This window comes from Methanobrevibacter sp., assembly GCF_045636185.1.
Lineage (GTDB): Archaea > Methanobacteriota > Methanobacteria > Methanobacteriales > Methanobacteriaceae > Methanocatella.
In genome coordinates this window covers 1-19,681 of the sequence record NZ_JAZTXC010000120.1, presented here as the reverse complement: position 1 = coordinate 19,681, position 19,681 = coordinate 1, and the positions used below count along the sequence as shown (strand labels likewise).

The 19,681-nt window shown below is 33.0% G+C and carries 21 protein-coding genes and 1 tRNA gene; 5 read left to right on the top strand and 17 right to left on the bottom strand.

All coding sequences use genetic code 11. The annotated features are described in order from the left end of the window. Nucleotides 1-68: 68 nt before the first annotated feature. The 7 genes from ACKI3Q_RS07140 to tes form a co-directional block, all read right to left on the bottom strand. Nucleotides 69-140 (bottom strand) — tRNA-Val (locus ACKI3Q_RS07140). A gap of 123 nt (nucleotides 141-263) precedes the next feature. Continuing rightward, a complete protein-coding gene (locus ACKI3Q_RS07135) occupies nucleotides 264-464 on the bottom strand; it encodes a histone family protein (protein WP_292797481.1) in 201 nt (66 codons plus the stop codon). 205 nt (nucleotides 465-669) lie between these two features. Beyond that, a complete protein-coding gene (locus tag ACKI3Q_RS07130; protein ID WP_407415669.1) occupies nucleotides 670-1,944 on the bottom strand; it encodes a tRNA (N(6)-L-threonylcarbamoyladenosine(37)-C(2))-methylthiotransferase in 1,275 nt (424 codons plus the stop codon). Between the two features lie 9 nt (nucleotides 1,945-1,953). Further along, a complete protein-coding gene (locus ACKI3Q_RS07125; RefSeq protein WP_407415667.1) occupies nucleotides 1,954-2,574 on the bottom strand; it encodes an HVO_0476 family zinc finger protein in 621 nt (206 codons plus the stop codon). A 22-nt stretch (nucleotides 2,575-2,596) separates the two neighbouring features. After that, entirely contained in the window at nucleotides 2,597-3,079 is a 483-nt protein-coding gene (gene hacB, locus ACKI3Q_RS07120) for a homoaconitase small subunit (RefSeq protein WP_407415665.1), read from the bottom strand. An 8-nt stretch (nucleotides 3,080-3,087) separates the two neighbouring features. After that, nucleotides 3,088-4,077 carry a beta-ribofuranosylaminobenzene 5'-phosphate synthase gene (locus ACKI3Q_RS07115; protein WP_407415663.1) on the bottom strand — a complete coding sequence of 330 codons (990 nt, stop codon included), beginning with the start codon at nucleotides 4,075-4,077 and terminating at the stop codon, nucleotides 3,088-3,090. An 18-nt stretch (nucleotides 4,078-4,095) separates the two neighbouring features. Further along, complete coding sequence (gene tes / locus ACKI3Q_RS07110) at nucleotides 4,096-5,601, bottom strand: tetraether lipid synthase Tes (RefSeq protein ID WP_407415661.1); 1,506 nt, start codon at nucleotides 5,599-5,601, stop codon at nucleotides 4,096-4,098. Nucleotides 5,602-5,751: 150 nt separating this feature from the next. Between tes and ACKI3Q_RS07105 the strand changes: the two genes are divergently transcribed. Then, entirely contained in the window at nucleotides 5,752-6,318 is a 567-nt protein-coding gene (locus ACKI3Q_RS07105; protein WP_407415659.1) for a CDP-2,3-bis-(O-geranylgeranyl)-sn-glycerol synthase, read from the top strand. Here ACKI3Q_RS07105 and ACKI3Q_RS07100 read toward each other — a convergent pair whose 3' ends face one another. The 4 genes from ACKI3Q_RS07100 to wecB are packed head-to-tail and all read right to left on the bottom strand — an operon-like array spanning nucleotide 6,319 to nucleotide 10,281. Continuing rightward, nucleotides 6,319-6,870, bottom strand: a complete 552-nt coding sequence (locus tag ACKI3Q_RS07100) for a ribonuclease H (RefSeq protein WP_407415657.1) — start codon at nucleotides 6,868-6,870, stop codon at nucleotides 6,319-6,321. 2 nt (nucleotides 6,871-6,872) lie between these two features. Beyond that, entirely contained in the window at nucleotides 6,873-7,898 is a 1,026-nt protein-coding gene (locus ACKI3Q_RS07095) for a hydantoinase/oxoprolinase family protein (RefSeq protein ID WP_407415655.1), read from the bottom strand. Nucleotides 7,899-7,901: 3 nt separating this feature from the next. Continuing rightward, the gene (locus ACKI3Q_RS07090; RefSeq protein WP_407415653.1) at nucleotides 7,902-8,975 is read right to left on the bottom strand and encodes an ATP-grasp domain-containing protein; all 1,074 of its coding nucleotides are present in this window, start codon (nucleotides 8,973-8,975) and stop codon (nucleotides 7,902-7,904) included. Next, the gene (wecB, locus tag ACKI3Q_RS07085; RefSeq protein ID WP_407415651.1) at nucleotides 8,956-10,281 is read right to left on the bottom strand and encodes a non-hydrolyzing UDP-N-acetylglucosamine 2-epimerase; all 1,326 of its coding nucleotides are present in this window, start codon (nucleotides 10,279-10,281) and stop codon (nucleotides 8,956-8,958) included. The genes ACKI3Q_RS07090 and wecB overlap by 20 nt, the downstream gene beginning before the upstream one ends. Before the next feature lie 95 nt (nucleotides 10,282-10,376). Here wecB and ACKI3Q_RS07080 point away from each other — a divergent pair, with 95 nt between their 5' ends. Next, nucleotides 10,377-10,682 (top strand): hypothetical protein, encoded by a 306-nt coding sequence (locus ACKI3Q_RS07080; RefSeq protein ID WP_407415649.1) that lies wholly within the window; start codon nucleotides 10,377-10,379, stop codon nucleotides 10,680-10,682. A 3-nt stretch (nucleotides 10,683-10,685) separates the two neighbouring features. Here the strand turns inward: ACKI3Q_RS07080 and ACKI3Q_RS07075 are convergent, their stop codons facing one another. After that, complete coding sequence (locus tag ACKI3Q_RS07075) at nucleotides 10,686-11,234, bottom strand: DUF2115 domain-containing protein (protein ID WP_407415647.1); 549 nt, start codon at nucleotides 11,232-11,234, stop codon at nucleotides 10,686-10,688. Nucleotides 11,235-11,353: 119 nt separating this feature from the next. On the opposite strand from ACKI3Q_RS07075, the gene ACKI3Q_RS07070 reads away from it, so the two are divergent. The 3 genes from ACKI3Q_RS07070 to ACKI3Q_RS07060 all read left to right on the top strand — a co-directional run bounded on the left by ACKI3Q_RS07070 (nucleotide 11,354) and on the right by ACKI3Q_RS07060 (nucleotide 14,603). Further along, the gene (locus ACKI3Q_RS07070; RefSeq protein ID WP_407415645.1) at nucleotides 11,354-12,691 is read left to right on the top strand and encodes an NCS2 family permease; all 1,338 of its coding nucleotides are present in this window, start codon (nucleotides 11,354-11,356) and stop codon (nucleotides 12,689-12,691) included. 135 nt (nucleotides 12,692-12,826) lie between these two features. After that, complete coding sequence (locus ACKI3Q_RS07065) at nucleotides 12,827-14,161, top strand: NCS2 family permease (protein ID WP_407415643.1); 1,335 nt, start codon at nucleotides 12,827-12,829, stop codon at nucleotides 14,159-14,161. Between the two features lie 13 nt (nucleotides 14,162-14,174). Beyond that, a complete protein-coding gene (locus ACKI3Q_RS07060) occupies nucleotides 14,175-14,603 on the top strand; it encodes a hypothetical protein (protein ID WP_407415641.1) in 429 nt (142 codons plus the stop codon). On the opposite strand, the gene truA is transcribed toward ACKI3Q_RS07060, so the two are convergent. From truA to ACKI3Q_RS07035, 5 genes are read right to left on the bottom strand one after another with little or no spacing between them, the layout of a single operon-like run. Beyond that, nucleotides 14,600-15,460: a tRNA pseudouridine(38-40) synthase TruA gene (truA, locus tag ACKI3Q_RS07055; protein WP_407415639.1), complete on the bottom strand. Its 861-nt coding sequence runs from the start codon at nucleotides 15,458-15,460 to the stop codon at nucleotides 14,600-14,602. The genes ACKI3Q_RS07060 and truA overlap by 4 nt on opposite strands. Nucleotides 15,461-15,509: 49 nt before the next feature. Then, nucleotides 15,510-16,016: a GNAT family N-acetyltransferase gene (locus tag ACKI3Q_RS07050; protein WP_407415637.1), complete on the bottom strand. Its 507-nt coding sequence runs from the start codon at nucleotides 16,014-16,016 to the stop codon at nucleotides 15,510-15,512. A gap of 47 nt (nucleotides 16,017-16,063) precedes the next feature. After that, entirely contained in the window at nucleotides 16,064-16,918 is an 855-nt protein-coding gene (locus tag ACKI3Q_RS07045) for an ABC transporter permease (RefSeq protein WP_407415671.1), read from the bottom strand. Continuing rightward, complete coding sequence (locus ACKI3Q_RS07040) at nucleotides 16,914-17,903, bottom strand: ABC transporter permease (protein ID WP_407415635.1); 990 nt, start codon at nucleotides 17,901-17,903, stop codon at nucleotides 16,914-16,916. Before ACKI3Q_RS07040 ends, ACKI3Q_RS07045 begins: the two co-directional genes overlap by 5 nt. Before the next feature lie 52 nt (nucleotides 17,904-17,955). Next, on the bottom strand, nucleotides 17,956-19,560 hold the full coding sequence (locus ACKI3Q_RS07035; RefSeq protein WP_407415633.1) for an ABC transporter substrate-binding protein: 1,605 nt from the start codon (nucleotides 19,558-19,560) through the stop codon (nucleotides 17,956-17,958). Nucleotides 19,561-19,681: the final 121 nt, after the last annotated feature.

Sequence of the window (19,681 nt, the reverse complement as noted above, 5' to 3'; positions counted from 1 at the left end):
GCCGGACTTGAACCAGCGACATCTAGATCTTCAGTCTAGCGTTCTCCCATCTGAACTACCATGGCATATGGACCGAACGAGATTCGAACTCGTGATCTCCTCCACGTCAAAGAGGAATCATACCCCTAGACCACCGGTCCTGTGCAACATACTATACTATGTAAAAAGTAATATATAAAAGTTTGCAAATTAACAAGACCGATTAAAAAAAGAAAAAATTGACCAAGAAAATGGCCAATAGATTTCAATAAAAAGTAAAAAGCCTATTTGATAGCTAATTTGATATCTTCAGCTTTTACAGTTTTTCTACCAGCGTGGCGTGCGAAATTAACAGCTTTTTTAGCGATTTCGTCACCTTTTTCTTCTAATGCTTCAGCTAATGCAATTTTAGCTTCGTCACTAATTCTTTGTGCTCCAGCATTTTTTAAGATACGACCTACTGGTGCGATTGGTAATTCACTCATTATTTCACCTCCAATTAAATGATAGTAACCCATAGTATATAAATGTTTTGGAAAAAATGGCTATATTTCACTTATATATAAACCATTGCCCTATCAAGTAAGTGTTTTATAAATAGAAAAGTAATACTAAAAAAATAAATAAATAAAGACAGAAAATATATGAAAATTATAAAAACAATATCATTAAAAAGATAAAAAAAATAAATTATTCTACAATGCCCTTCAGGTATGTAGCGGTCGCATGAGTTATTTTTACTTCAACAAATTCTCCCAAATTAACATCTTCAACTATAACTGGAATATATGAATCTGTTTTGCCAATGAATCCACCTTTAGAACCAATTTCAACAATTAAAACATTTTGATGTGAGTTTAGCAGTTCTTCATTTTCCTGCTTTGTTATTTCACTCTTAATTTGGGATAAAAATTTTGAACGTTCCTTCACAATTTGAGGAGGAATTTCTTTAAGTGATGAAGAAATTGCACCTTTTCTATGTTGATATTTAGACAAATGAATCAAACTGGGTTTGACTTCATTAAGCAAATCGACAGTTTTTAAAAAATCATCATCATTTTCAGTAGGATAGCCCACAATAATATCAGTTGCCAAAGTCAAATCAGGAATTTCTTTTTTAAATTTATTGACTATTTCAATATATTGATCAATGGTGTGTCCTCGCCTCATCTCTTTTAGGACTTTGTCACTGCCACTTTGTATCGGCAAATGAATGAAATTATATACCTTCGGTTCTTTGATTGCATCAATTATTTCATCAACATCATTTAAAATGTTTTTAGGATGCATCATTCCAACACGAACACGAAAATCTCCATCTAAATTAGCCACTTCTTTGATTAAAGTTGATAGTTTTTCACCGCTGTCCCGGCCAAAAGCTGCAGTATCCTGAGCAGTAAGTTGAATTTCACAGGCCCCATTTTCAATAGCTTCCTTTGCTTCTGCAACAATATCAGATATTGGATAACTATTCAATGGTCCGCGAGCAAAACGAGTACAGCAGAAGGCGCAAGCTCCCAAACAACCTTCACAAATCTGAATAATATGAATCAAACTGTCGTCAGTAACTTTAGGAACACCGACCTTACTTTCTTTTGAAAACCCACATTCACGTATGACTTCCCCGCAATAAGTCTGTTTGACAACGTCAGCAACTTTATTTAACTGATGAGGTCCAATCCAACTGCAATCAGGTCCGATACCATCCAATTTTTCAGGATCAATCTCAACCATACAACCCCCGACAATAATCTTTTTGTCAGGATAATTTTTTTGCAGTTGCTGGATTTTATAAACAATCTTATTTTCAGTAGGCAATTTAACATAGCAGGTATTTACAATAATGACATCAGCATCATCAATATTATCGACTAAATCAATATTATTCTCATTTAAAACTCCTGCCATAATCTGACCATCAGCCTTGTTAAATGTACAGCCGTAGGAATCAATATAAACTTTCATGGATACACTCTAACTAGTTTTTTTGAAAATATTTGAAGTCAAATCATAATCATAATTATTAAATTTAACAGGTTTTGAATAAACTCTCTTAATTACTCCTGCCTTGGCAAAACCTGAAGTGAGCTTTCTATCATTTGTTTTAATGACATGAACCTTTACAATATGATTTTCAATTTTTACAACATCACCAGGAGCAATTTCAAAGTCCCTTTCTAAATCCAGCTTATATGAATCAACTTCACCATGCAAATCTACAGAAAATCCAATTCTTGCTGGAATTTCAACAGATGTTGCCCATATGGTTGTAATATCTTCAATTAATGATTTATTAACACGGGTATCTTTTACTTCAATACTTGAAACTTCAACCTGACCCAAATCAGAAAGCAGGACATCGCCAACTTTCAATTCATCACTTGGAGATAATTCAATTGAAGTCTTATGAGATTTATTTTGTTCAGATATGATAAGCCTATAATTTTTAGGTTTGCTTGCAGATACAACATCTTTAAAAACGTGACCGCAGTCAAAACATTTTAAAAGATATTCTTCCATAAATTTCTTTTTCGATTCTTTTTGTTTTGAATTTAAAATTTCAATATCATCAGAACCACAAATTGGACATTCCATTTTATGCCTCCTTTTAAAAAAATTAATCTTTATTTAAATAATGGTTTACTAAACCACCATCTTCTAAAATATCTAACATGAACTCTTTAAATGGTTCAAAGTTAACAGATTCACCTGAAGTTTTATTAATTAAACTGCCATTAGCCAAGTCTATTTTGATAATGTCTCCGTCCTTAGCTTCAATATCACTTACAATAACAGGTAAACCTATGTTAATTGCATTCCTATAAAAAATTCTTGCAAATGATTTAGCGACAATCGCATCAACACCTGCAGTTTTAATAGCAACAGGGGCCTGTTCACGTGAAGAACCACAGCCGAAATTATCTCCTGCAACTATAACATCACCTTTTTGAACACCTTTAGTGAAATCCGGCCTTTCTCCTTCAAGAACATGATCAGCCAAATCCCGAGGATTGAATGTTCTCAAGTATCTTCCAGGAATAATAACATCAGTATCTATATTTTCACCAAAAGTCCAGGTTTTTCCACAAATAACGTCCATAATAATCACTATTTAGTAAGAACATGACCATGATTTTGAGCCTTTGTTGTTATAACTATGCCATCATCGCCAACATAATCTTTAATTTCTTGTACAATATGCTCATTAGTTTTATCATAAAATGAATAGACGGTTGGTCCAAATGAACTCATTCCAACTGCATATGCACCAATTTCAGTTAATTTTGCCATTAATTGTTTAATATTATCTGATTGGAGTTTGACCTCAATGCTTTTAAAACCAATTGTTTGTATTTTATTTATAATGTTTCCAAAGCAAGGCAAATCCTTTTCTAATAAAAATGGTATCATATTCATGAAAATTAAATGGGAATACAATTCTACTTCACGACGGTCAATAGGACAGTATTCTTGGAAAATATTAACTTCCTTTTGGCCATTGACACTGACGTCAGATTTCAATATTACAAGCAATACTCCCCATTCATCAGGAAACTCATAACGACCAAACAATTGTGGAGGACTGGCTTTAGAAGCGGAAGACGGTAAAAAAGAGTCCTTTTCTTTTCTGCTATGTCCACCATCAACAATAAATCCGCCATAATCGAATGCGAAAACTCCGATACCAGAAGTTCCGCCACGACCAGTGATTTTACCAAGAGTAAGACCATCAGCTTCTTGGCCAATATGTTCTGTGATGAGCTTTCCTGTAGATAAAGCTATCTGAGTTCCAGAACCCAAACCGGAATGTGGAGGATATGCTCCATCAACCCTAAAGTAAAATCCTTCATCAACACCATAATGGTCAATGACTTTTTGAGCTGAGTTAGTGATTTTTTTTACACATTCATCTTTAATAATATCAGTTAAGTTAGCATCATCATTGAAATCTATTGTGATGCCTTTTTCAGCGCTTTCCCCATATAAAAGAAAACTAGGATTTTGGATTGTTAATCCAATTCCACCATCAAGCCTGCCGTAGGAACCGTTCATATCAATAAGGCCTAAATGAAGTCTGGAAGGTGATTTAATATACATAGTATGCCCCAATATTATTTATTCTTTAGATTTTTTTAAAGGAGTTGAGAATTTTTCTTCAACACCTTCACGATACATTGAGTTGAAAGTACAGAATGGAATAATTCTGCCATCAGGAGTTGCATAATGAATAACACATTTTTTAACTCTGTCTTCATCAAAATTAAACGGATCCATAAAGTGCATGCATGAAATAAGCATTGCATCTTTTGAAAAATCACCTAAAGCTTCATATGATCTTTTAGTGAATACATTAATTAAAATCCTTTTAACATCCAAATGCTTAGGAGCTTTACTGGAATCTATTAATTTTGGAATAGCTTTAGTAGCACTAGCTAAAACCCTTTGTTTTCTTGCAAAACCGCCTTTTTCTAATTTATCAGATAATTCGTTTAATTTATCAAATAATCCATCAACATCAATAAAATCATTGATTGGTATTAATTTATCCTTACCTGGTCCTTCAGTTTTTTCCCTGAATACATAAGTAGCTATACCACAATGTTGATGACAATTGAGAGTAACAGTTGGTTTTCCTCCTTCAAGATCACCAATGAATCTAGCGAAAGGTTCAACTGAAGACGGAGGATAGAAGTCAGTAGTTTTTACTTCACCATCAGTCTGGTCTTCTATAATCTGGACGAAATCAGGAATAGTAATTCTTTGTTCTTCCACTTGATCGGCAGGAGTTCTTCCAGCAAATGAAACAGGTTGGAAATTAACTCCATAGACATTTTCACTGTGGTCAAATGCAAATTTAATGATTTCTCCTACTTGCTGATCATTAACACCCTTAATTAAAGTAGGAACCAATACAACACCTAAACCTACTTTTCTACAATTTTCAATCGCATCTAATTTATAAGGAAGTAAATCTCTTCCCCTATTGTTAATGTAAGGTTCAGGAGTTACACCATCAAAAGCCAAGTATACTGTATTTAAACCAGCGGCTTTTAATTCTTTAGCCAAATTTTCTTTCATTGCTAATTTTAAACCATTGGTTGCAATTTGAACATGAGTAAAACCTTCTTCCTTAGCCATTTTAACTAATTCTACAATATCCTTTCTGACAGTAGGCTCTCCACCAGCATATTGGATAGCTGGAGTAGGATGTGGTTTTAAATTTCTTAAATTTCTAAGCATTTGCCTAATTTCATCTTGAGTAGGCTCAAATAAACGTCCTGAAGCTGCTGCATTAGCAAAACAAACAGGACATCTTAAATTACACCTATTAGTAACATCAATTAATCCCAATACAGTAGATGTTTCATGTTTGGAACAAAGCCCACAATTAGATGGACAACTGCCAATATCATCTACACAAGGGTTTTCTACGGAAGTGATAGACGGTTCATAATCATTTACCCTATCATAAATTTCACTATCACTCCAGTAAGTGTTGACAAATTCCCCATGATTATTACAAGTTTTTTTGATGTAGATTGTTCCCTCTTCTTCAAAAACTTCCGCATCAAGAGGTTTACCACACTCTGGACATAAACTTTTAGTATCTTTAATTTTCAAAAAATCACCTAACAAAAAAACATAACTCAATATCAGATAAACATAATATAAATAAATATAGTTAATTTAATATTTATAGTTATTTAAAATATAAATACTTTAATGAGTATAGAATATACATAATATAAATTTTATTGGAGCAAATAAAAAATGAGTTTTAACATTGCAATGTTGGGGATTGAATGTATCACAGTCCTGTACTTTTTACTTCCAGCATACATATCCAACAGTGGCGGATTGATTTTTGGAGGAGGAAAACCTCTGGATTTCGGAAAAACCGACTCAAAAGGCAACCGATGGATTGGAGATGGTGTAACCTGGAAAGGTTTGATTGGAGGGACAGTATTGGGAACACTCGTAGGGGCAATACAAGGATATTACGGATCAACATTGCTCGCATTATATGGAAATGTTATAGTAACTCCAATAGCTGTTGGCGTTTCAAATGGAATCTTAATCGGGTTTTTACTTGCATTTGGAGCATTGGTCGGTGACGCTTTAGGCAGCTTCATAAAAAGAAGAGTGGGAATTGGACGTGGAAAACCTGCACCAATACTTGATCAGATTGACTTTTTAATCGTTGCATTATTATTTGCTTCATTGGTTGTTAGTTTTAGTTTAGAATTTATAATAATTGCAATTGTATTAACATTAATTATACATTTGATAGCCAATACTGGAGCTTATTTGCTTGGAATAAAAGACGTATGGTATTAATCAAACATACTTTGATTTTCCACCTAAAAGACCATCATTACCATTATAATAAACAGTTTTTCCTGATTTAAAAGCAACACTTTTAGCATTGACTGCCAAATCATCGGCTTTATTGTTCCATTCATTTGAAGAATGGCCTTTCACCTTAACGAATTTTAGACTGCATGATTTCTTGTCAATCTCTGTCATTAATCTGCAAACGGCTTTAATTATATTTAAATTTTTAATGGGTTTGTTGTCTGATTTTTTCCATCCTCTTCTTTTCCAGCCTTTAACCCATTTGGTGAATGTGTCAATGCAATATGATGAATCAGAACATATTTCAATAGTATCTCCAGATTCCGATTTTAAAAGAAAGTCTTTCATTGATGCATATATGGCATACAATTCCATTTCATTGTTTGTTGTTAGAGGACATCCTCCGGAACTGTTTGAATTTTCACTGCCATCAATCAATAATATAAAAGCCCATCCCCCAGCCCCACGAAGGTATTTACCCTTTTTATTAATCATGGTGGCTGCACCGTCAGTATAATAAGTATATTTTGTCATAGCTAATCATTAAAATATTTATTCATCATCACTGCAGTTCCAACGGCAGGAGCAACAACACATTCCTCATCAGTTAAAATATCTCCCATAGATTTAACTTCAAGCCCCAATAATTCTGCTGCAGGCCTATCTAAAATATCTTTGCCCAAACCAGTAGTGATAATCAAATCCAAGTTTTGAGTTTCATGAACTTGTTTCAGTCCATCCGCAATCTGTTCAATTTGTTTTTGATGAATAAACTCTGAAATTTCAACAATATCACTTTCAGACAACATTTCCAAATCTGCACAGACAACGCGTGCAATTCTTTTGGCACAGTCTATTTTTGACTTTGATTCACCGTCAAAAGTATCGCAAACATAGTCTTTTTCAGTAATTAAATCCAATAACATGTAAACATCAGCAGTCTGTGCAAACAATTCACTAGCCACACGATACTGCTTTCCATTAAATTCAATTTTATCCAAAAAGGAAGCCAGATTTGTTCTTAAAGTTCCTGTATAAACGAGTTCACCAGTAGCTGAACGGTCGAAATCTGATTTACCGATAGCACACTCCTTACCATCCTTAATAGGAATAATATCTGTTGTTGTACTTCCAGTGTCAATAAAAATACAATTATCGGAAATTAATGTTGCTATTTGAGCTGTTGCAATCCAATTTGCAGCGGCTGCCTTAAGAGGGGTTTTTTCAATTTCTTCTTTGGACATCATCCCATCAATTCCAACATAAGCAATTGGGCATGTGAAAGTATCTTCACATTTTTTAACTACATCCAAAACCCCATCTTTTTTAGTATCATAAGCATCTACAAGTTCAGCAGTCATTGATATGCCCACAGCATCAATTTCAGATAGTGGGCAGATATTTTCAATCAATTCAACTAAAACTCGTGATAAATCATCATTATTACTCCACATTGGAAGATATGCAAAATCAACTTCAATGTTTTTTATTTCACCATTTACAAAGTCAATAACTGCTAAATCAGTGTTTGCTCCACCAATATCAAAACCTGCAATTTTCATTATTTAAATTCTCCTAATATCTAAGTTATTTCCTTGTTTTTTAAATTCCACTTCACCATCTAAGGAAATATCAATTTCATCAATATTGCCTTCAATAATTGTTTTTGCTATGTTAAAATTAGCTATTTTTTTAAGTCCCACATAAGGAGTTGCGAATCTTGAGTTGATTTCAAGCAAATATACAGGATAAATATCATCATTTTTGCTTATCAATAAGTCAACACCCACAAAACCTTTTAATCCGTCAACAGATTCGCATGCTTTTTTTGCCACCTCGAAGGCTTCTTTTTCATATTCACTTTTGAAAGGCAGCATTCCACCAAGATAAGTTTCCTTATCATTTTTTAATTGTATGAATTGCTTGTTTAAACTTATTGGTGTGGCATTACCATCTTTACAAATCAGACTGACACTGACATCTTCACCTTCAATAAACTCCTGAACAATGATTCTTGACTGAGGAGGAAATATTTTTTCCAGATCATAACTCAAATCATCAATATCATCAATAATAACTATGTCTTCACAATCAACACCAATCAACGGTTTTATTATTAACTTAAGTGGAGTTAATGGATCTTCGGCCTGCCATTTTTTATGCAAATTTGTGATTGCCCTTTTCCAATATCCTTTAGAATCTATTTTAAATCTGAAGGTTCTTGGTTGAGGAAGTGCATTTGATACTGTTTCGTAAGTCAAAGACTTATCAGATGCTATAAGGCAAGCCTCACTTGATGAATTGTAAATATAAACATTATTTTCTTCCAGAATTTTCGTGATATTATATAATGCATTATCCATTTCCGCTGAAATGAAAATCGCTCTTTTAAACTTGGAAGCATTCTCTTCAAGCCAAGAGATAATGTCTGTATTAATCAATATGGGATTAACATTATCATATTTATTCATAACATTTTCATAAGATTCATTTACAACAACATCCAAATCATAATCTTTTAAATCATCGATTAATGAAAATAATAAGGATTCAGCTTCTGAAATAATGCATCTGTCTTTTTCTCCGGAAGCTGTAAAGTACTCAAATACTAAAATTGAATCATCGTTGGTATTCGTCATAAGTAACACACATCTCTTTTATGTTTAAATCATCCACCGGAAAACGCATTTTTTCTCCATCGAAAACCAAATGGATTAAAGCATTATTTTTCTCTTCAAAATCTTTAACAGTGACATCATCTTCTATTGATGCCATTTTTCTTTTAAATGATGTCATGATATCTTCTGGAGCTTCAATATTCAATAATCCTTTTTCATAATAATCTTTTATTGCATCAACTGTCAGTTTTGCTGAGTCTCCCTGACCATATGGGTTTGGAGCATTTCTCATTTTATCAGCAAAATCCTTATCATTCAATATTTTTTTAGCATTTTCCAATATTACTTCTTTGTCTGACCCGACAAGTATGTTTCCACCAGCAGTAACGGTTTCTGGTCTTTCGGTATTGTATCTTAATGTTAACGCAGGAACATCAAGGGTTATTGCCTCTTCCTGAAGGCCTCCAGAATCAGTTAAAATTAATGTTGATTTTGATGTTAACTGCAAAAAGTCCAAATATCCCACCGGTTTGATAATGTGAACATGACTTAAATCATTTAATTCATCAAATAAACCAAAATCCTGCAAGGTTTTTTTAGTTCTTGGATGTATTGGGAAAATGATATTCATTTCTTTTAGTTCCTTCAGTGCACCAATAATATTTAAAACACGATTTTTATCATCTACATTTTCTGCCCTATGCATTGTTAAAGTCAAAATATTATCCATATTGTCAATATCTAAGCTAGCAAGAGATTCTTCTTCAAATCCTCTTTTTTTAGCTATTTCCAGATGCCTAAAACAAGCATCAACAACAGTATTTCCTGTAATGAATAAATTTTTTCTAGAATAACCTTCAGCCAATAGATTAATGGCTGACTCTTCAGTCGGGATGAAATACATTGTAGAAGTAACATCACATGCCCTCCTATTGATTTCTTCAGGCATGGTCATGTCAAAAGATCTGAGTCCTGCTTCAACATGTCCTACAGCAATGTGCAGTTTAGAAGCTACAAGAGCACCGGCCAGAACAGCATTAGTATCACCTTGAACTAAAACAATATCCGGCTTTTCATCAATTAAAACCTCTTCAATACCTTTCATCATCAATCCTGTCTGCTTACCATGGGAACCAGAACCCACTTGTATATTGTAATCTGGTGCTGGAATTTCAAGGTCCCTAAAGAAGTTATCAGACATTTCCTTATCATAATGCTGGCCAGTATGAATAAGAGTTAAATCTATTCCTTGTTTAACTGTTTCATCAATAATTGGAGCCATTTTAATAATTTCAGGCCTTGTTCCTAGTACAACAGCAATTTTCATAATATCACTTATTAGTATATTTAATTTTTAAATAAAAAAAATTTTTGTTAAATATTAAAGAACATTTTAATAACATGAAATACACAATATAGAATATGATTAATCTAATTACTATCGCCTTATATTATGGAGACCCTTTAGGGCCTATAAAAAGTATTATAGCAGTTATAATCTTTATTGCAGTTGTTGCTTACTGCTGTAAGACAACCGAACCAAGTACTTCCTCCAAGACTAGAAGCAATACCACAAGATATAATGCAAATACATACCATAGAGGATATGACCTGGAAGATGAATCCAATTATCAAAATTACGACCCGACATGGGATGATGCTTTCTTTGAAAAGTACGGCGGAGAGCCATGGTTCGATGATAATCCTTGGGACCATGAAAAAAAATAGTTTTCAAAACTCCAACTGTTCAGCAATGCACATTTTGCAAACAGCATTAGGAGATTCCAAATTTGCATCCTTAACCGGACAATAAAATATGCCATCCTTTTCCTCAACCTTCAAAGAACCTGGAAATGGAGTGCCTACAGGATGAATAGGTTCCTCTAAAACAAAGGTCGTATACAGAGAAACTATGGCATAAATCAAAGGAAATTTGGATTTGCTGGATATGGATTCAGCATCATGATATGATTTTAATGTAGCTACGGCATCGATAAACTCTTCCTTATCCACTCCATTGTCATAATGATTATCATCATCCCGTATTTCACGGATACGGCCTAAAAAATACTTTGCATACACGCCAATACTCTTTTTCTTATAGCTATCCTGAACATATTTACTGTCTTCAATCATTTCTGCATTAGCAATCATTAAATCAAATACAGAAATTGTTGCGGAGTAATCTTTTAATACTTCAAGAATAGCCTGTGGAGAAACCTTTTCCTCCGCTATTGCAACATTTGAAAAGTCATTATACATATTAGTATAATCATCCATAATCTCACTAATTATATTATTTTTAAAATCTATCTAAAAAATATTTTTAGTCAATATTTTAATATATAAAAATTCATAATAATATCTATCGAAACAATAAATTTTGATGAGAGGATTATATGTTAGGCAATTTTTTCAAATTTGAAGAAAACGGTACAAATTTAAAAACAGAGATTCTTGCAGGCATCACCACATTTCTTGCAATGGCTTATATTCTTGGTGTTAACCCTTCAATGCTGTCTGAAGGAGGAATGCCAGCGTCAGGAGTCTTTTTTGCAACAGCCCTCTCATCAGGAATTGCATGTATCATAATGGGACTTCTTTCAAAATATCCTGTCGGACTCGCTCCGGGAATGGGTCTTAATGCACTGTTTACATATACAATAATACTGGAGATGGGAAATACATGGGAAACTGCTCTTGCAGCAGTATTTCTTTCAAGCATAATCTTTTTAATAATTACCCTTTCTGGTATAAGGGAAAAAATATTAAATATTATTCCTATTGATTTAAAATTAGGTATTGGCGCAGGGATAGGATTTTTCTTAGCATTTTTAGGGCTTAAAAGTTGCGGAATAATTATTGCGGATCCATCAACCTATGTCAGTATGGGAACACTTTTTAATCCATCAGCGCTTCTTGCTTTAATCGGCATTTTAATTACTTTAATCTTTTATGTTCAGAGAGTACCTGCTGGAGTATTCTTTGGTTTGCTTGTAACAGCAATCATCGGAGTAATCTTTACATTACTCGGATTTGGTGTTGGAGATACATTAATGCCTACTATTCCAGCACATCCAATAACTACAAATGTGGATACATCACTATTTTTCGGATTTGCCAAAGGATTTTGGCAGCTGTTCACGAATATCCCTAATTTACTAATCATGTTATTTTCATTAGTATTTGTTACTTTCTTTGATACAACAGGAACACTGATGACTGTTGGAAGACAATGTGGATTTGTTGATGAAGATGGACAGGCAAATGGAATTGAAAAAGCATTTTTAAGCGATGCATTAGGAGGAATAATCGGTTCAATTTGCGGTACAAGTACTGTGACAGCTTATGTAGAAAGTGTAACTGGAATTGGTATCGGCGGAAGAACAGGTTTAACTTCTGTTGTAATAGGAATAATGTTCCTGCTGTCAATATTTATTTCTCCATTGATATTAGGATTATTTACTCCCGCAGTAACTGCTGCTGCATTGGTTATTGTTGGAATATTAATGGTGGGTCAATTAAAAGAAGTGAACTGGAAAAGTACAGTTATTGCTGCATCCGTATTTTTGACAGTGATAATGATGATTTTAAGTTATTCAATTTCTATCGGTATCGCATGGGGATTTTTAACCTATGCCATAGGATCAATAGCTGCAGGCGAATACAAAGAAATGGGAATAGGCATCTGGATTCTTGCAATAGTTTTCATAATATATCTGTTCTTCGGATTATAGATTGTATGAACTGATTTCATACAACTTTTAATTTTTTAAACGAACAACAAACTCCATCAAATTTCAAAAGATGAAACTTTAATATAAATTAAATTAAATAATATATTGTGAAAAATATAATTTTAAGATGATTGAATGTTAGAAAATTTCTTCGAATTTAAGGAAAACGGTACAAATTTAAAAACAGAGATTCTTGCAGGCATCACCACATTTCTTGCAATGGCTTATATTCTTGGTGTTAACCCTTCAATTTTATCAAATAGTGGAATGCCCGCATCAGGAGTCTTTTTTTCAACTGCACTTGCCTCAGGAATTGCATGTATCATAATGGGACTTGTTTCAAAATATCCTATCGGACTTTCATCAGGAATGGGGCATAATGCACTATTTACATTTACGATAATAATATTTATGGGAAATACCTGGGAAACGGCATTAGCGGCAACATTCCTATCAAGCATTATTATCCTATTAATTACTGTTTCTGGATTAACTGAAAAAATTATAAATATCATCCCAAACGACCTGAAATTGGCCATTGGTGCCGGGATAGGATTTTTCTTAATATTTATTGGACTTAATGAATGTGGAATAATCGTAGGGAACCCAACAACACTAGTCACTATGGGGAATCTTTTATCTCCACCAACATTGCTTGCCTTGATTGGTATTTTCATCACAATAATATTATATATTCAAAAAGTGCCAGCAGCAATATTTTTTGGATTAATTTTGAATGCCATTCTTGGTTTAATATTTATTTCATTTGGTTTTGGAGTGGGGGAAGCATTAATGCCAACCATTTCACCTGAAATAATCACTACAAAAATTAATACTTCACTAATCTTCGGATTTGTCCGAGGATTTGGAGGGCTGTTTTCCAATATCAACAACATAATAGTTATATTTTCACTAGTATTTCTTTCATTTTTTGATACAACAGGAACTTTTGTTTCATTAGGTAAACAAGGAGGATTTGTTGATGAAAATGGAAACATAAAACGAGTAAAAAAAGCATTTATTGGTAATGCAGCGGCTCAAATGATTGGTTCCGCATGTGGAACCAGCCCCATAACTGCATATCTTGAAAGTTCTACAGGTATTGAAATTGGGGGAAGAACCGGTTTAACTGGAATTGTAATAGGGATTTTATTTTTATTATCCATATTCTTCGCCCCCATAGTATTATCACTATTTACCCCTCCTGTAACAGTTGTCGCATTAGTTATTGTAGGGATTTTAATGATCCAGCAATTAAAAGAAGTTAACTGGAGTGACAATGTTGTTATGGTATCGGTGCCTATGACTATTGCAATGATGATTTTAACTTACTCCATTTCCCGCGGTATTGCATGGGGATTCGTAACATACACCATTGCAAAGATTGCTACTGGCAGATTCAAGGAATTAGACTGGATAATGTTATTGCTTTCAATTGCCTTTATGGCATATTTATTATGGGGATTATAAGGAAATGATAAAAATGATTAAAAAAATAGCACCAATTTTAATAATATTAATATTTGGTATAAGCGCAGCATACGCTTTAAACATTAATGATTTAAAAATGCCTAACGATTATTCAAAAAAAGTAGGGGAAGGCAGTTATATCATACCAAACGCATATGATAATCCGCGATTTATTGTCAAAGAATATAACGAAAGTGAACTTAATTTCAAAAACACGTCAAAATATAGTTTTTGGCCTACCCGTGAAAAAAACATATATTACTTTAAAGATAATCAAAAAAGTGATTTGGGAGCAATGGAATTAATTGAACTGGATGGTAAAAAATACACTGTTTCATCATTATATGCAACTACAGTAATAGACGAAGGTTACAATCATGATGCACTAAATTATATTGTACAATTCAACAACAAAAATAATATAGATCCAATAACTCCTTAAAATAAGTCATTTAAACTTTTTATCATAGATTCACGGATTGCATACTTTTTCTGCAAATCATCCAGTGAATCAATTAAATTTCTTTTAAAGCGATTGCATGCATAATCATCATACTTGAATTTAATACCGTCATATTGAATATCCATTAAAATTAAATATTCTGCTTCTGTCACTTTAATATTGGCTCTTGGAGAATTTTCAGGAGGATTCAATAAATCTCTGACATCATCCAAAGTCATTTTATCCAAAGCTACATCTACAAAAACCCGCATCATTTTTCTTACCATATTCCATAAAAATGATTCACCGTAAATGTCCACAAAAATTGGAGATAACGTATCATGCAAATTAGGAAATTCCCTTTTGTGATAATCATCCAAGTTGACTCTTGTGATTTTAATTTCATCAATTGTTCTTGTAGTTGTTTTTTGAAATCTTTTTGTAAAATTAGTGAAGTTATGGGTCCCTTTAAATACTTCTGCAACTTCATTTAATTTATCGATGTCAAGATCTTGGAATAATATGTAACGATACTGTCTCATTTGGGCATATCTTGGCTTGAAAGCATAGCGAACAGGAGCTTTAGCCAATATTTGAATATCATCGGGAAGACTATTGTTAATTTCATTTACCCTGACTTCTTTTTCAGACTGGAAACTAATGACATTGCCCAAACTATGAACGCCTGCATCAGTTCTGCCGGCAATTCTAAATCTGGACTTTTTTAAATCATCAATATAATCCAATTTTCGTAAATGGTATATTAATTCCTCTTCAACAGTCCTTACATTTGGCTGTCTTTGAAAGCCATGAAAATTAGTTCCGATATATCCGATTTTAAGTGCTGTTCTTTTCATCAGTAATAGTTTTTAATTTTAATATAAAATAAGTTTTAGGATGAAAATCCTAAATTAAATTTTTTACCATATGACTTGTTTCGTCATAATCATCTTCTTCAACAGTTACAACATAACCTAAAGATTTCCAAAATGGCAAACCCGCTTCAAGATATCTATGTGTATGAAGATATATTTTATCATAAGATTTGCTGCGTGCAAAATCTTCCATTTTAGCTACAAGATTTCGGGCAAGACCATGCCTTCTATAATTTTTATCGACCATTAATCTCCAGATACTTGCAGTATCATCTTTTGAATAAACATCTTTAAAAAAATCGTAATCCAAATCATAAGCCCTGATGGCAGATGTCGCAACTACTTTATCCCCATCCCAAGCTACAAAAAAATTATTTCTTTCAGGCAGAATATAATATTCTTCTATTCCCTCAATATCATAATGAAACTTTGGAGTAGGACCAATGCCATATTCTTCCTTAATCTGAGCATACAAAAAGTTTTGAACAAGATTTATCTCACTGGAATCATCGTTAATTTCTGTTATTTTAAAATTCATAATATCATCAAAAAAAATAATAAAAAAGAGAAATAATAAAATTCCTCTTATTTTTGTGCAGTTTCCGGATTAAGTAATTTTTCAACATTTTCACCAATTAAATCAAATAACAATACAACTATTAATAAGGATAGACCAGGATAGAATGCTAACCACCAGTATCCTGAAGATAAATAGTGCATTGATTCAGATAATATAACCCCAATTGCAGGATCATGAGGAGGCAAACCAAATCCTAAAAAGGTTATGGCTGCTTCGTGCATAATAGCATGAGGGAACATTAAAATAACACCCACAATTATCTGAGAAACAATTAACGGTAAAATATGCTTTGTTGCAATCCACACTTTTGATTTTCCTAAGTTTTGAGCTAAATGAATATATTCTTTAGTTTTAATTTCCTTAACTTCAGACCTGAGAACTCTTGCAAGAGGAGTCCAATGCGTTAAACCCACACCCATAATTACTCCCAATGTTCCACCACCAAACATGATAGAAATAAGAATAATTAAAAGGATGTGTGGAATTGAACCGAATAAATCAATAATACTAGCAACAGCCTCATCAGAAAATTTATTGAAACTAGAAAATAATCCCAATATTATTGAAATAAGTGTACTGACACCAGATGCAACAATACCAACAACTAAACTTAAACTTAGACCAGAAACAGTTCTTAAAAACATATCCCGTCCCATCCAATCAGTTCCGAATAGATGTTGAAAAGATGGCATCTGATTAGCGCTGGTGAAACTTGTCGGAATTTCACCGATGAATAAACTAGAAATTAAAATACTGACAATCAATAATGTAGAGATTCCAATTATTAGAAGAGTTTTTGTCCTAAGATTAGCCTTATACAAGAACCATTGTTCCTTATCATTAGTTGCTTTTTTTCTAATCACTAAATTCACTCTCCTTAATTCTCGGATCTATGAAATAATATGAAATATCAGCAAGTAAATTTCCAACAAATACAAATACTGCACTAAATAGAACAATACCTAAAAATAGTGGAACATCACTTTGAAGTCCCGCAGCCACAGCCGTTTGTCCAATTCCCGGATATGAAAATACCTGTTCTACTAAAACCGCCCCACCAAACAATTCACTGAATGATAAAAATTGTAATGTAACTGCTGGAAGTAATATATTTCTTATTCCATGATTTTTTACTAAATCCCAGCCTTTTTCACCTCTGGATTTTGCAAATAATACATAATCAGAAGATAATACCTGGACCAATTCATTACGGGTATACATTGCAATCGGTGCTAAACCTACCAAACTCAAGGTTAATGTAGGAAGCACAAGTCTTGATGCCCATTCCATAAATGTAGCATCCGTACTTCTAACACCAATAGGAACACCAAAACCAATTGGGAACAATTTTAAATAAACTGCAAAGACCATTAAGATAAGCATACCTACCCAGAAGGAAGGTGCAGACTGAATTGCATAACAATAAGTTTTTACTGCCTTATCAATCCATGATCCTTTATTTTTACCCGCAACAACACCTAATAAAAATCCAATAATTCCACTTAATAACCAAGATATACTCATTAATGCAAGAGATGCTGTAAATTTATCTATAATAACATCTATAACAGGAGCACGATAAATTAATGAAACACCCAAATTTCCTTGAATCAAATCCAGTAGCCAATGATAAATTTTAGTGGGAAGTGGTACGCCCACACCAAAGTATTGGTTAAGAATTTGACGTTGAGCTTCAGATACTGCAGCACCTTTTAAATAAACAGAAACTGGATTAATAGGGGATAAATCTAATAATATAAAACTAAAAATCGCAACAGCAATCATTAAAATTATAAAACGGATTAATTTATATCCAAAAAATTTTATAATACTTTTTCGATTCATATTGAACCCCCTCAAAAATTTTTAAAAAATAAAAAAAAGGAAAAAGACTTGATTAAGCCCTTGTCCATTCACAAATGTTAATTAAGATATCGTTTCCTAAACCATCAGGTTGGTTTCCTATGTTAACTCCATCTTTAATGAAATAGTTGTAGTCATAGTTTGCTAACCATACCCATGGAGCATCACCAGCAGGACCCCATCCTCCACCGTTTACAAGTGCAGATTGAGACCAGTAATTATTAGCTTGATTGAAGTCATTACTATGCATAGCTTGTTCCATTAAAGCATCGGAAGCACTGTTATTATATAAATTAGGATTCATATAGAAACCATCAACCTCTTTACTGTGATATTGTTGATAGATGGATTTATAAGGATCAGGGGAAGTTTGTTGCATTAAAGCAGCTGAACTGTACATATTTTGATAAATTGTATCCCAATCAGCACCTTTAAGGTTAACTTCAATTCCTATTTGTTTTGCTTGTTCAGAAAATACAGTGGATAAAGATTGTCTGTCAAGATAATCTGGCGGATAGTATAAGTCAAATGATGCTTTAGTACCATTTTTCTCTACGATTCCATCACCGTTTGTATCTTTCCAACCACCTTGAGCCAAGATTTGTTTTGCCTGTTCCACATTACTATCATTAACTTTACTTGCATTATTTACATAGTCTCTTGTGTCAACACCAGTATATTCCGGTTTAGCATGTCCTGAAAATACAGAATCTACCATTTTATTACGGTCAATACCAACATTTAATGCTTCACGAATAGATTTATCAGCTGTTACATTATTACCTATCTTATAAGTACCATTTATTACAGTTCCATTATCCGGAAGATATGGTAAGGATACACCTTGTGCTCTTCCTGCAGATTTTTCAACAAATTGATATCCATCTACAGACTGATTTAAAGCAGAAGTTGCTACAGGCACTACATCAAAATCATTAGATTTAGCTAATTCCAACCAAGTTGATTCTTCAGGGAAAACTAAAGTGATTTGAGTGAAGTAAGGTTTTTTATCATAATAATTATCATTTATTTTAAAGATTGCTTGTTGACCTTTATCCCAGTGGTCTAATACATAAGGACCAGAACCGATAGGGTGTTCACCATATGTTGAATTATCATATTCAGCCGGTACAATACCAACATATCTTAAATCATAAATAAATGTTGACCTTGGTTCAACTAAGTGAAATTGAACTGTAGTACTGTTTACTGCGGTTGCATTAGCAAGATTTGTTAAATCCAATTCAGATTCTGTTTCTTTTGCTTTATTAAATGTAAATGCCACATCTTCAGCATCTAAAGTTGAATTATCTGAAAATTTAACATCGTTTCTTAAGTTTACTGTCCAAGTTTTTCCGTCATCACTGATTGAATAACCAGTTGCTAGATCAGGAGCCATTGTTCCATTTGAGTCTGTTTTAAATAAACAGGATTGTACTAAAGGATTATAGTTTTGATGTCCACATCCCCAACCAGTAAGCGGGTCGAAACCTGCTTTAGGCTCTTTGATGTTACTGTGTGCAGCAACAACCAAATGAGTTGGATCATCATCATGATGGGAATTACCCATAAACATGAAAGCTCCAGCAATAATTGCTATTAGAACTATAACTCCACCGATTAAAAGTTTTTTGTCCATAATTTTCACCATTTAAACAAGTGCAATATTAAAATAGAGTAATACTTTTTTACATAAAAATGAGTATAAAGTAATACTATTCATTATTATTTTAATATTATTAATATTATATTGACAAATA

Excerpts from the sequence above, each read along its gene's own strand:
- ACKI3Q_RS07135 (WP_292797481.1), bottom strand. The coding sequence starts at position 464 with ATGAGTGAATTACCAATCGCACCAGTAGGTCGTATCTTAAAAAATGCT.
- ACKI3Q_RS07130 (WP_407415669.1), bottom strand. The coding sequence starts at position 1,944 with ATGAAAGTTTATATTGATTCCTACGGCTGTACATTTAACAAGGCTGAT.
- ACKI3Q_RS07125 (WP_407415667.1), bottom strand. The coding sequence starts at position 2,574 with ATGGAATGTCCAATTTGTGGTTCTGATGATATTGAAATTTTAAATTCA.
- hacB (WP_407415665.1), bottom strand. The coding sequence starts at position 3,079 with ATGGACGTTATTTGTGGAAAAACCTGGACTTTTGGTGAAAATATAGAT.
- ACKI3Q_RS07115 (WP_407415663.1), bottom strand. The coding sequence starts at position 4,077 with ATGTATATTAAATCACCTTCCAGACTTCATTTAGGCCTTATTGATATG.
- ACKI3Q_RS07105 (WP_407415659.1), top strand. The coding sequence starts at position 5,752 with ATGAGTTTTAACATTGCAATGTTGGGGATTGAATGTATCACAGTCCTG.
- ACKI3Q_RS07100 (WP_407415657.1), bottom strand. The coding sequence starts at position 6,870 with ATGACAAAATATACTTATTATACTGACGGTGCAGCCACCATGATTAAT.
- ACKI3Q_RS07095 (WP_407415655.1), bottom strand. The coding sequence starts at position 7,898 with ATGAAAATTGCAGGTTTTGATATTGGTGGAGCAAACACTGATTTAGCA.
- ACKI3Q_RS07090 (WP_407415653.1), bottom strand. The coding sequence starts at position 8,975 with ATGACGAATACCAACGATGATTCAATTTTAGTATTTGAGTACTTTACA.
- wecB (WP_407415651.1), bottom strand. The coding sequence starts at position 10,281 with ATGAAAATTGCTGTTGTACTAGGAACAAGGCCTGAAATTATTAAAATG.
- ACKI3Q_RS07080 (WP_407415649.1), top strand. The coding sequence starts at position 10,377 with ATGATTAATCTAATTACTATCGCCTTATATTATGGAGACCCTTTAGGG.
- ACKI3Q_RS07075 (WP_407415647.1), bottom strand. The coding sequence starts at position 11,234 with ATGGATGATTATACTAATATGTATAATGACTTTTCAAATGTTGCAATA.
- ACKI3Q_RS07070 (WP_407415645.1), top strand. The coding sequence starts at position 11,354 with ATGTTAGGCAATTTTTTCAAATTTGAAGAAAACGGTACAAATTTAAAA.
- ACKI3Q_RS07065 (WP_407415643.1), top strand. The coding sequence starts at position 12,827 with ATGTTAGAAAATTTCTTCGAATTTAAGGAAAACGGTACAAATTTAAAA.
- ACKI3Q_RS07060 (WP_407415641.1), top strand. The coding sequence starts at position 14,175 with ATGATTAAAAAAATAGCACCAATTTTAATAATATTAATATTTGGTATA.
- truA (WP_407415639.1), bottom strand. The coding sequence starts at position 15,460 with ATGAAAAGAACAGCACTTAAAATCGGATATATCGGAACTAATTTTCAT.
- ACKI3Q_RS07050 (WP_407415637.1), bottom strand. The coding sequence starts at position 16,016 with ATGAATTTTAAAATAACAGAAATTAACGATGATTCCAGTGAGATAAAT.
- ACKI3Q_RS07040 (WP_407415635.1), bottom strand. The coding sequence starts at position 17,903 with ATGAATCGAAAAAGTATTATAAAATTTTTTGGATATAAATTAATCCGT.
- ACKI3Q_RS07035 (WP_407415633.1), bottom strand. The coding sequence starts at position 19,560 with ATGGACAAAAAACTTTTAATCGGTGGAGTTATAGTTCTAATAGCAATT.